7 protein-coding genes are annotated in these 12606 nt (G+C 60.9%); all 7 read right to left on the minus strand.

What is annotated here, in order from left to right; translation table 11 throughout:
* Nucleotides 1-50: 50 nt before the first annotated feature.
* The gene (gene baeR / locus O1722_RS08005; RefSeq protein WP_015572364.1) at nt 51-773 is read right to left on the minus strand and encodes an envelope stress response regulator BaeR; all 723 of its coding nucleotides are present in this window, start codon (nt 771-773) and stop codon (nt 51-53) included.
* Nucleotides 770-2173 (minus strand): envelope stress sensor histidine kinase BaeS, encoded by a 1404-nt coding sequence (gene baeS, locus O1722_RS08010; protein WP_015572365.1) that lies wholly within the window; start codon nt 2171-2173, stop codon nt 770-772. Before baeS ends, baeR begins: the two co-directional genes overlap by 4 nt.
* Nucleotides 2170-3585, minus strand: coding sequence for an MFS transporter (gene mdtD / locus O1722_RS08015; RefSeq protein WP_033487325.1), 1416 nt, complete (start codon nt 3583-3585; stop codon nt 2170-2172). The genes baeS and mdtD overlap by 4 nt, the downstream gene beginning before the upstream one ends.
* Entirely contained in the window at nt 3586-6663 is a 3078-nt protein-coding gene (gene mdtC / locus O1722_RS08020; RefSeq protein ID WP_058686678.1) for a multidrug efflux RND transporter permease subunit MdtC, read from the minus strand. It abuts the gene before it with no gap.
* Nucleotides 6664-9786, minus strand: coding sequence for an MdtB/MuxB family multidrug efflux RND transporter permease subunit (locus O1722_RS08025; RefSeq protein WP_033487322.1), 3123 nt, complete (start codon nt 9784-9786; stop codon nt 6664-6666).
* Nucleotides 9786-10988: an MdtA/MuxA family multidrug efflux RND transporter periplasmic adaptor subunit gene (locus tag O1722_RS08030; protein ID WP_033487321.1), complete on the minus strand. Its 1203-nt coding sequence runs from the start codon at nt 10986-10988 to the stop codon at nt 9786-9788. Before O1722_RS08030 ends, O1722_RS08025 begins: the two co-directional genes overlap by 1 nt.
* A 215-nt stretch (nt 10989-11203) precedes the next feature.
* Entirely contained in the window at nt 11204-12556 is a 1353-nt protein-coding gene (gene yegD, locus O1722_RS08035) for a molecular chaperone (RefSeq protein WP_017383266.1), read from the minus strand.
* Nucleotides 12557-12606 lie beyond the last annotated feature (50 nt).

The following is a 12606-nucleotide window of genomic DNA, read 5'->3' on the forward strand; positions in this document are numbered from 1 at the left end:
AGACGGCCCCCTCTCCCTTGAGGGAGAGGGCTGGGGTGAGGGGGGGGTATTCAGGCAATCCTGCACGCATCCGCTTCCCAGCGATAACCCACGCCGTACACCGCGCGAATAAACGACTGGTCGGCGTCCAGTGCCTCCAGCTTGCGGCGCAGGTTTTTGATGTGACTGTCGATGGTGCGGTCGGTCACTACGCGGTAATCGTCATACAGATGGTTGAGCAGCTGTTCGCGGGAAAACACTTTTCCCGGCTCGTGGGAGAGCGTTTTCAGCAGGCGGAACTCCGCTGGGGTAAGATCCAATAGTTTGCTGCGCCAGCTCGCCTGGAAGCGGCTTTCGTCGACGATCAGCGGGCTTTGCGCATCCAGCACCTGCAATTCACGCTGTGGCTTACAGCGGCGGAGGATGGTTTTCACCCGAGCGACCACCTCCCGCGGGCTGTAAGGCTTGCAGATGTAATCGTCGGCGCCGATTTCGAGCCCCAGCAGACGGTCGATCTCTTCGATTTTGGCCGTCACCATCACGATGGGAACATCGGAGAAACGACGAATTTCCCGGCACAGGGTCAGGCCGTCGGTACCCGGCAGCATCAGATCCAGCAGGATCAGATCCGGCGGCGTCTGGCGCACGTAGGGCAGCACCTGGTCGCCGTGGCTGATAAGCGTTGGCGCGTAACTTGCGGCACGCAAATAGTCGATCAGCAGTTGCCCAAGTTTAGGCTCGTCTTCCACGATCAAAATACGCGGTGTGTTGTCGTCAATCGGTAACTCGGTCATGCTTCCCTCGATAAATCCCGTTCCAGAGGTAACTCTACTGTAATGCTAACCCCGCCAAAAGGCGAATGGGCGGCGCGGATGGTGCCGCCATGGGCCTCAACAATGTTAACGCAAATCGCCAGCCCAAGGCCGGAACCGCCGCTGGCGCGGTTGCGTGAACCTTCGGTACGATAGAAGCGCTCGAACAGTTTTTCCAGCTGCGCATCTTTCACGCCAGGGGCGGAGTCCGCAAAGGTCAGGGCAAAGCGCCCGTTTTCCTGCCTGCCGGAGATATGCAGCGCGCCGCCGCCGTCGGTGTAGCGGAGGCTGTTCTCCAGCAGATTATTGAACAGCTGCATCAGGCGATCTCTGTCGCCAAATACCACCGCGCTGTCCGGCAGCGAAAGGTTGATTTTCAGGTCACGGCTGGCGAAGCGCTCGCGGAATGCGCCGGTCACAACTTCAAGGATATTGATCACGTCGACTGGGGCTTTCTGGTAGGCCAGGGCGCCTTCGTCGGACATGGAAAGCTGATGCAGATCGTCCACCAGCTTGGTCAGCGTGCCGACTTCCGCCTGAAGCGAGGCCACGGACTCGGGGGTGAACTGCCGCACGCCGTCCTGAATCGCCTCCAGCTCGCCGCGCAGCACCGCCAGCGGGGTGCGCAGCTCGTGCGAAATGTCGGCCATAAAATCGCGGCGCATCTGCTGGTTTTTTTCCAGCGTGCTGGCGAGCTGGTTGAAGTCCTGCGCCAGCTTGCCCAGTTCATCCTGGCTGCGGGTGTCCACGCGGGTCGAGAAATCACCCGCCGCCAGCTTGTGCGTGCCTTCCACCAGGCGCTTAACCGGCGCCAGCAGGCCGCGCGCCAGCGGGAAGGTGGCGAGCGCCGCAAGCAGGGTAGAAAGCGCGACAATCAGCCAGCTGGTCTGACGCTGCTGGCGGTCAAAGTTGATGTCGGTGTTGCGCGTCAGCCGCTCGACCGGCGAGGCGATAACCCAGCCCACCGTCGCGCCGTTCGAGGTGATGGCGCGCTTTGTACCGTCCGGCGGTACCGGAGAGCGTGGGCCAACGAGCACGCGCATCTCCTGATCTATCACCCAGAACTGGGTGCGCCAGCCGTGCGGCGGCATGCCCGGCCCCGGGCGGTCGTCGTCATTATCGTGCTCCAGCGAGCGCAGGATTTGAAACACAAAGCGATCGTTATTGCGCAGAAAACGCCAGTTACCGTGCAGGCTATACTGTTCGCCCAGCGCGTCGCTTAAGCCCTGTAGTCGCTGTTCGTTACCGTGTTTAATGTAGTCAATAAAGCCGCGCTCAAAGCTGACCCGCACCGCCCAGTGCATGGTAATCAGCAGAACGATACAGGTGGCGAAAATCGCCACAAAAAGCTTACCGGTGATCCCCGGACGCCAGAATTTCATGGTGCACTCCTTTTGCCGCGTCGGATCACGACGTTTTTGGTCGTGTCATTCGGTACTCTGACAAAGATAAAAGCGGGCAGGGCGATAATTACCGCCATGCTGAGGTAAGTGTATAAAAATACCTGATGCGCGACGGGGGTGTCGGCGCTGAGATGGTGCTGACCGTACATGCCGAGCAGCAATCCGGCGACCGTGACCCCCACGCTCATGGAGAGCTGCATGATCATCGACAGCAGGCTGTTACCACTGCTCGCCAGCTCGTCCGGCAGATCTTTTAGCGTCAGGGTGTTCATCGACGAGAAGCGCATGGAGTTGATGATCCCCTGGCAGAACAGCACCAGCGGCAGGATGTAGTACCAGCCCAGCAGCGCCACGGCCATAAACAGCAGGCAGACCAGCGCCAGCCCGATCGTGGCGGCCACCAGCACCCGGCGATAGCCGAAGCGGTTCACCACCTGCACCACAATACGCTTCATCCCCATGCTGCCGAGCACCATCGGGATCATCATCAGCCCGGCGTGGAACGGCGAGAAGCCCATCCCAATCTGTAAAAACACCGGCGTCATAAACGGCAACATGCCGCTGCCGATGCGTCCGGCAAAGCTGCCGAACAGACCAAGACGGTAGGTGGGATTCCTGAACAGATTCAGGCTGAACAGCGCGTTAGCGTTGCCTCTGGCATGCCACAGATACCAGAGAATCGCGGTGATCCCCAGCGCCACCAGCAGGGCGAGCGACAGGGAGGAGATCCCCAGCCCTTTTTGCCCGTCGAGGGCCAGGGTGAGCGTCGCCATGCCAGCCGCCAGCAGGATAAAGCCAACGAAATCAAAGCGCCGGGTCTGCATTTTATAGTTCGGCATCAGCGTCAGAGTGGCAATCGCGCCGATAATACCGACCGGCAGGTTGATCAGGAAGATCCAGTGCCAGGAGGCATACTCCACCAGAATCCCGCCCAGCGCCGGGCCAAGCAGCGGGCCGACCTGACCGGGCAAGGTGACGAAGGTCATCGCCGCCATATACTGCGTGCGCGGAACAATTTTCATCACCGTTAACCGCCCGACGGGCACCATCATCGCGCCGCCGACGCCCTGTAGCACGCGCGCCATCACCAACTGGTCGAGGGTATTGGCCTGGGCGCAAAACAGCGACCCGGTGGTAAACAGCACAATGGCGGTGAAGAAGATGTTTCTCACACCGACTTTATCCGCCAGCCAGCCGCTGGCGGGCAGCATCACGGCGACCGTCAGCACGTAGGCGACAATCACCATATGCATGTGCAGCGGGCTCTCCCCCAGGCTTTTCGCCATCGAGGGAAGGGCGGTGTTCACGATGGTCGTGTCCAGCGACTGCATAAAGAAGCCGAACGCGACGATCCACAATTGCCAGCGAACGTTACTGGGTAGGTCGGTCATTTACTCGGTCACCGTGGTTCTCTTTTTACGCGAAAAACGCAGCCGCAGTCGGTCAAAGAACAGATAGACTACCGGCGTGGTGTAGAGCGTCAGCAGCTGGCTCATCACCAGGCCGCCGACAATCGTGATCCCCAGCGGCTGGCGCAGTTCAGAGCCGTCACCGCCGGATATAACCAGCGGTAGCGCACCGAACAGCGCGGCCAGCGTGGTCATCATGATCGGGCGAAAACGCAGCAGACAGGCCTGGAATATCGCCTCGTCCGGCGTCAGGTTGCCGTTACGCTGGGCGTCCAGGGCAAAGTCGACCATCATAATCGCGTTTTTCTTCACAATACCTATTAATAGCATGATCCCGATGAGCGCGATTAGGCTGAACGGGGCACCGAACAGCTCCAGCGCCAGCAGCGCCCCCACGCCCGCAGAAGGCAGCGTGGAGAGAATGGTCAACGGGTGCACATAGCTTTCGTACAGCACGCCCAGCACGATATAAACCGTGGCAATAGCCGCCAGGATCAAAATGACCTGCGAGTTCATGGTGTCCTGGAACACCTGCGCCGTACCGGCAAAGCTGCCGCGCACGGAGGAGGGCACCCCGAGCTGGGTCATGGCGCGGTTGATGGCGTCGCTGGCCTCAGACAGCGACGAGCCGGTTGGCAGGTTAAACGACACGGTCGAGGCGGCGGAAAGCCCCTGGTGGTTCACCGACAGCGGCGCGTTCGACGGCTGCCAGCTGGCGAAGTACGACAGCGGGATCGCCTTGCCGTCATTATTGATCACAAACATCTTGTCCAGCGCGCTGATGTCCTGGGTGTAGCGCGGATCAACTTCCATCACCACCTTGTACTGGTTCATCGGCTGATAGATGGTGGAGACTTCACGCTGCCCGAAGGCGTTGTTAAGCAGGCTGTTGGCCGCTTCAACGTTAATGCCCAGGCGGGACATGGTTTCGCGATCGTAGGTGAGCGCCATCTCCGCGCCGTTATTCTGGCTGTCGGAGTTCACGTCCGCCAGCTGCGGCAGCGCGGCCAGCGCTTTACGGATCTTAGGCTCCCACTCGCGCAGGGCGGCTAAGTCATCTGAGAGCAGGGTGTACTGATAGCTGGCGTTAGCCTGTCGTCCGCCGACGCGGATATCCTGAACGGCCATCAAAAACAGATTTGCCCCCGGCTCTTTGGCGAGCTTCAGCCGCAGGCGGTCAATGATCTGCTGCGCCGTTTCGTGACGTTCACCGCGCGGCTTAAGGGTAATAAACATCATCCCGCTGTTAACGCGCGAGCCGCCGGTAAAGCCGGTGACGTTATCCACGGCCGGATCTTCCCGGATGATTTTCATAAAGTCTTGCAGTTTGCCCCGCATCGCCTGGAACGAAATACTCTGGTCCGCCTGAATACCGCCCATCAGCACGCCGGTATCCTGCTCCGGGAAGAAGGTTTTCGGGATGGTGATATACATCCAGACGTTGAGCACAATGGTGCCCATCAGCACCAGCCCGACAAGACGCGTGTGGTTCAGCACCCATTTCAGCGATTTGCCATAGCCGGACTGCATTGCTATCAGGACGCGGCCAAAGCCTTTCCTGCGCGGCTGCGAGTGCGGTTGGCTGCGCTTTAGCATCCAGCCGCACATCATCGGCGTCAGCGTCAGCGAAATCACCAGGGAGATACCGATGGCGACGGAAAGCGTGACGGCAAATTCGCGCAGCAGTCGCCCCGGCAGGCCGCCCATCAGCAGCAGCGGCAGGAACACCGCCACCAGCGACAGGCTCATGGACAGGACCGTGAAGCCCACTTCGCGCGTCCCCTGAAGCGCCGCCTGGAGCGGCTTCATGCCCGCTTCCAGATGGCGCGAGATATTCTCCAGCACCACGATGGCGTCATCCACTACAAACCCGGTGGCAATCGTCAGCGCCATCAGCGACAGGTTGTTAAGACTAAACCCACACAGGTACATGGCGGCAAAGGTGCCTATCAGCGATACCGGAACCGCCACCGCCGGGATCAGCGTGGCGCGCCCCGAGCGCAGGAACAGGAACACCACCAGGATCACCAGCGCGACGGAGATGATCAGCGTTTGCTCTACCTCCTCAAGCGAGGCGCGGATGGTAGGGGAGCGGTCCTGCGCAATCTGGAGGTCGATGGCCGCCGGAATCGTTTCCTGGAGTTCCGGCAGGCGCGCGCGGATGCTGTTCACCGTCTGGATGATGTTGGCTTCCGGCAGTTTGCGGATCATCAGCAAAATCGCCGGTTTGGCGTTGGTCATCCCGGCGTTACGCACGTCCTGCACCGAATCGGTGACGCTGGCGACGTCGCTCAGGCGCACCGCCGCACCGTTGTTGTAGTGAATAATCAACGGCTGATACTCGGCGGCGGTTTTCAGCTCATCGTTGGTCTGGATCTGCCAGCGGTGGCTGTTGTCCTCAATCGCGCCCTGCGGCTTACGCACGTTGGCGTTGCTGATGGCGGAACGCACGTCGTCCAGCGACACGCCCTGGTTAAACAGCGCCTGCGGATTCAGCCCCACGCGCACAGCGGGCAGAGAGCTGCCGCCGACGTCCACGTCGCCCACGCCGTCAATCTGGGCGATGGTTTGCGCCAGCTGGGTGGAGGCAAAATCGTACAGCTCGCCCTGGGAGTAGGTCTCTGACGTGAGCGTCAGGATCATGATCGGCGCGTCGGACGGGTTAGCCTTGCGGTAGGTTGGACGGCTCGGCATGCCGCTTGGCAGCAGGCTTTGGGCGGCGTTTATCGCGGCCTGCACGTCACGCGCCGCGCCGTTGATGTCCCGGTCGAAGTTAAATTCCAGAATGATGCGCGTGCTGCCCAGCGAACTGCTGGAGGTCATCTCGTTAACCCCGGCAATTCGCCCAAGCGAGCGCTCAAGCGGCGTCGCCACCGATGACGCCATGGTCTCCGGCGAGGCACCCGGCAGCGAGGCGCTGACCATGATCACCGGGAAATCGACCTGCGGCAGCGGGGCCACCGGCAGCAGCCGGAAGCCCAGCACGCCGCACAGGGTAATAGCGACGGAGAGTAAAATCGTCGCCACCGGACGGTAAATGAAGAGGGCGAAAAACTTCACTTACGCCTCCTCTTCACGTTTCGGGAAGCGGCTTTTCGTCCACAGGGCCAGACGGTCAAACAGCAGGTAGATAACCGGCGTGGTAAACAGCGTCAGCACCTGGCTCACCAGCAGGCCGCCCACCATCCCGATGCCCAGCGGACGGCGCAGTTCGGCCCCCACGCCGGTGCTCAGCATCAGCGGCAGCGCGCCCAGCAGGGCGGCGAGGGTGGTCATCAGGATCGGACGAAAACGCAGCAGACAGGCCTGGTAAATGGCCTCGCGCGGCGCCATACCCTGCTCGCGCTCGGCGGCCAGCGCAAAGTCGATCATCATGATGGCGTTTTTCTTCACGATGCCGATAAGCAGGATGATGCCGATGATCGCAATGACGTCCAGCTCGCTCCCCGCTAGCATCAGCGCCAGCAGCGCCCCCACGCCCGCCGTCGGCAGTGTGGAGAGGATGGTGATCGGGTGGATAAAGCTTTCATACAGCACGCCAAGCACGATATACATCGCCACCACCGCCGCGACAATCAGCCAGACGGTGCTGCCCAGCGCGGCCTGGAACGCCAGCGTACTGCCCTGGAACTGGGTCTGAATATCGGACGGGAAGCTGAGTTCTTTCTCCGCGCCCAGAATGGCCTCCACCGCTTCGCCCAGGGAATAGCCGTCCGGCACGTTGAAGGAAATGGTGGTGGACGGGAACTGATCGAGATGGTTAATCGACAGCGGGGTGTGACGCTCTTCCACGCTGGCAATGGCGCTGAGCGGCACAATCCCGCTGTCTTTGCTGGTCAGGCGCACCGTGTCCAGCGCGGCCAGCCCGGGCGTGTTCTCGGTGTTATGTTCCAGCACCACGCGATACTGGTTGGCCTGGGTATAGATGGTGGAGATCAGGCGCTGGCCAAAGGCGTTATACAGGGCGTTATCCACGTCGGACATGGTAATGCCCAGACGGCTGGCGGTGTCGCGGTTGACGTTCACGTACGCCGCCAGCCCTTTATCCTGCCAGTCGCTGCTGACGTCAGAAACTTGCGGCAGTGCTTTCAGCTTGTCCACCAGCTGCGGCACCCAGGTGCTCAGTGCCTCAAGCGAGGTGGCCTGGAGCGTAAACTGGTACTGCGTGCGGCTCACCTGCGTATCAATGGTTAAATCCTGGATCGGTTGCAGATACAGCTCAATGCCCGGCACGCGCGCCACCGCGCTTTGCAGGCGTTCAATCACCGCGTTAACGCGATCGTCGCGGTCATCGAGCGGTTTAAGGTTAATTTGCAGGCGCGCGCTGTTGAGCGACGGGTTGGTGCCGTCCACGCCCACGTAGGCAGTCAGGCTTTCCACCGCCGGATCTTTCATGATGATCTCAGACACCTGCTGCTGGCGCTGCGCCATGTTGGCGAAGGAGACCGTCTGCGGCGCCTGAAGCGTGCCCTGAATAATGCCGTTGTCCTGAATCGGGAAGAAGCCTTTCGGAATGAAAATCCACAGCATGACGCTGAGCGCCAGGGTGCCGAGCGCCACGCCGAGCGTTGCCCACGGATGGTTCAGCACTTTCGCCAGCACGCGGCCGTAGGCGGCGATAATGCGCTCGAACATCCGCTCGGAGGCGCGCGAGAAGCGGTTTTGCTTGCGCAAGGACTCGTGGCTCAGCATGCGGGCGCACATCATCGGCGTCAGCGTCAGCGACACCACGGCAGAGATCAGAATGGCGACCGCCAGCGTCACGGCAAACTCGCGGAACAGCCGCCCGACGATATCGCCCATAAACAGCAGCGGGATCAGCACCGCAATCAGCGAGAAGGTGAGCGAGATAATGGTAAAGCCGATCTCCCCCGCGCCCTTCAGCGCGGCGGCTAACGGCTTTTCACCTTTTTCGATATAGCGCGAGATGTTCTCGATTACCACGATGGCGTCGTCCACCACAAACCCGGTAGCGATGGTGAGCGCCATCAGCGTCAGGTTGTTAATCGAGAAGTCGAGGAACACCATCACCGCGAACGTTCCGACCAGCGAGAGCGGCACGGCGACGGCGGGAATGATGGTTGCCGGGACGTTGCGCAGGAACAGGTAGATGATCATCACCACCAGCGCAATCGCCAGCATCAGCTCGAACTGGGTGTCGGTCACTGACGCGCGAATATTCGTGGTGCGGTCAGAGAGCACTTTCACGCTGACCGATTTTGGCAGGCTTTCCACCAGCTGCGGCAGCATGGTGCGAATGCTGTCGGCGGTATCAATAATGTTCGCGCCCGGCTGGCGCTGAACGTTCATGACAATCGCCTGCTGCTTATTGGCCCACGCCCCGAGCCAGCTGTTTTCCGCGCCTTGTTCAACGGTTGCCACGTCGCCCAAACGGATCGGCGCGCCGTTCTGGTAGGCAATGATCAGCTGACGGTACTCATCGGCGGACTGCATCTGGTCGTTGGCGGAGAGCGTGACCGCGCGGGTCGGGCCGTCCAGCGAACCCTTCGCTGAGTTGACGTTGGCGCTGCTGATGGCGGTGCGAATGGTTTCGCTGGTTAACCCCAGCGCGGCAATGGCCTGGGCATTCAGTTTGACGCGCACGGCGGGGCGTTGACCGCCCGCCAGCGTCACCAGCCCCACGCCGGTCACCTGCGAAATCTTCTGCGCCACGCGGGTTTCAACCATGTCTTCCACCTGGGTCATCGGCATGGCGGAGGAGGTGACGGCAAGGGTCATGATCGGCGGATCCGCCGGGTTGACCTTGCTGTAAACAGGTGGATTCGGCAGGTCAGACGGCAGCAGGTTTGTGGCGGCGTTAATCGCGGCCTGCACCTCCTGCTCAGCGACGTCCAGCGACAGCGTGAGCTGGAACTGAAGCGTGACGACCGAAGCGCCACCGGAGCTCTGGGAGGACATTTGCTTCAGGCCAGACATCTGGCCAAACTGACGCTCCAGCGGGGCGGTGATGGCGGACGTCACCACATCCGGACTGGCGCCCGGATAGAGGGTGACAACCTGAATGGTCGGGTAGTCCACTTCCGGCAGCGCCGACACGGGCAGAAAACGGTAGCCAATGATCCCGGCCAGCAGGATCGCCACCATCAACAGGGTCGTCGCAACCGGACGTAAGATAAACAGGCGTGATGGCCCACCTGTAGAGCTCGGCGGCATCACCTGCATCAGGCTTTTGCTCCTGTATTCTGCGCTTCCACCACCTCGACCTGCGCCCCTTCGGTCAGACGGTCAATACCGTCGGTCACGACGCGGTCGCCAGCGGACAGCCCGGCGCTGATCACCACCGTCTGGCTGTCCTGGATGCCGGTTTTCACCAGATGTTTGCTGACCTTGTTTTCGCTGTTCAGCACCCAGACAAAGTTGCCTTCACTCCCCATTTGCAGGGCCGCCGTCGGGATCACTACCGCGTTTTCTTCGGTCGCGACCAGCATTCGCGCGTTGACGAACTGATTCGGGAACAGGGCATCGTCCTGATTGTTGAAGCGTGCTTTTAGCTTGATGGTGCCGGTGGTGGTGTCGATCTGGTTATCCAGGCTCAACAGCGAACCTTCGCTCAGCTTCTGCTTGTTGGTCCGATCCCAGGCTTCAACCACCAGCGCTTTTCCGGCCTTCTGCGCCTGTATCACCGTCGCAATGTCGCTTTCCGGCAGGGTAAAAACGAGATCGATAGGGTGCGTCTGGGTGATCACCACGATGCTCGTGGTATCGCCGCTGGAGATTTGGTTCCCGATATCGACCTGTTTCAGGCCCACGCGGCCGTCAATCGGCGCGGTGATCCGGCTCCAGTCGAGCTGGAGCTGGGCGCTGGCGACCGCGGCTTCGTCGGCCTTGATGGTGCCCTGAGATTCACTGACCAGAGACTGCTGGGTGTCCAGCTCCTGGCGCGACACGAGGTTGGTTTTTACCAGCTGCTGATAGCGGGCTAAATCGCGGCGGGCATTGGCGAGGGTGGCTTTGTCTTTCGCGAGCTGCCCCTGCGCCTGCGCCAGGGCAACCTTAAACTGGCTTGGATCGATTTCCGCCAGCAGATCGCCGGCTTTTACCTGCTGACCTTCCTGGAAATGGATGGCCATCAGCTGACCGTCCACGCGGCTACGTACCGTCACGGTGTTGGCGGCGGTGATGGTTCCCAGCCCGGAGAGATAACGAGGCACCGCTTTATTCACCGCCGTTGCCGCCTGCACCGGTGCCAGCGCACCGCCGCGCATAGCGTGGCGCCCGCCGCCCGTTGAGCGTTGTGAGGGGCTATTAGCGCCAGCAGGTGCCGTGGAGTTCGCGGACTGGCTGTGCCAATACCAGGCGGCGGCCAGGACCACCACAATCAGACCAACGGCGATTGCCCAGCGGGATTTGTTACTGCCTTTCATCGTTATACGTTCTCATCCTGAAACTCTTTCGGGGAATGATACTAGTTTAGTCAGCTAACACAGCGAAAAAATGGAGGAAATATGGAAGACTGTCGGGAATTGTCTGAGTGTGGCGCGCTGTTTCGCCTTCGCCGGGTGGCGCTGCGCTTACCCGGCCTACGGTTGGAGGATCTTGTAGGCCGGGTAAGGCGAAGCCGCCACCCGGCACAACCCCATTAGCTAAACACCACCTGCGCCCAGCGCGCCAGCCCTGCCGTAACGGAGCCAAAGTCATCGCCGCCGGCAATCGGGATCCCCGGTAGCTGTTCCGCCAGCGCTTTCTTGATCAGCGGCGAACGGGCGCTACCGCCAGTCAGGTAAATTACGTCCGGCTTCACGTTGCCGTTCTCAAGCGCTAACTGCACCTGCTCCAGAATACGCTGAAGCGGCTGAGTGAGCGCCATTTCCAGCCCTTCCTGGGTGATTGCCGTAGCCAGATCGTCACTGATAAACGGCAGCGAAACCGCATGCTCTGGACGATCGGAAAGGGCAATTTTGCTCTCTTCGGCGGTGCGCACCACGCGGTAGCTCAGGCGCTGACGCCACACCTTATACAGAAGTGCGACCTTCTCTGCATCCTGCGCATCACGCACCAGATCGTTGAGGAAACGGCCATTCGCGGTGCTGTAAAAATCACTCTGGGCAGGGACGTCGTTGATGGCAATCGCGTTCCACCACGGCAGGATCGGCAGGGCGATGCCTTTCTCGGTTTGACCGCCCATACCGAGCAGCGGCATCAGGCTCTTGAAGGCCAGGGCAATATCCAGATCGTTACCGCCCACGCGGCAGCCGCTGTGCCCCAGCAGACTATTTTCACGATCGCGACGGTGATGCCACTGGGGACCCATCAGCAGTAATGAACAGTCCGTCGTACCGCCGCCGATGTCCACCACCAGCACCCGTTTCTCTTCCGTCAGCGTGGCTTCAAAATCCAGCCCCGCCGCAACCGGCTCATACTGGAACACCACGTCACGGAAGCCTGCCCGGTGCGCTGCACGCTCAAGGATCCCCTGCGCCTGCTGGTTGGCTTCGTCGCCGCCCAGCCCCTGAAAGTTAATCGGACGGCCAATCACCGCCTGGGTGATGGCATCCGGCACCTGGGACTGCGCCTGATTGCGGATGTGCAGCATCATCGCGCAGACCAGATCTTCAAACATCGCCACCTGCTGCGGCTTCAGGCCGCTGGCGCCGAGGAAGGATTTCGGCGATTTAACGAAGTAGACCTCTTCCGGGTCTTCAATGTACTGCCCGAGGGAAGAGAGGCCGAACTGCACGCTGGACGGGGTAACGTCGATATCTTCCTCGCGGTTAAAGCTGACCGCACGGCGCAGCAGCGCCTGGGTCTCCGCCGCCGTGGCCGGAACCTGATGGTGGCGGAACAGCCACTCGCTCACCGCTTCACGCGTGGGCGCACAAAGCATTGACGGCAACAGCGTACTGCCGTTTTCCATTTTCAGGAGCTGCGGTTGTCCATTTTGCATTATCGCAACCGAGCAGTTTGCGGTGCCGTAGTCGAATCCAATAAACACAATAAATCCCCATGCCGGTGAGAAGGGGCGAGACTTTAGCGAAATGTCTG

The sequence above is a fragment of the Enterobacter cloacae complex sp. HYC003_NIDB genome, assembly GCF_056673375.1.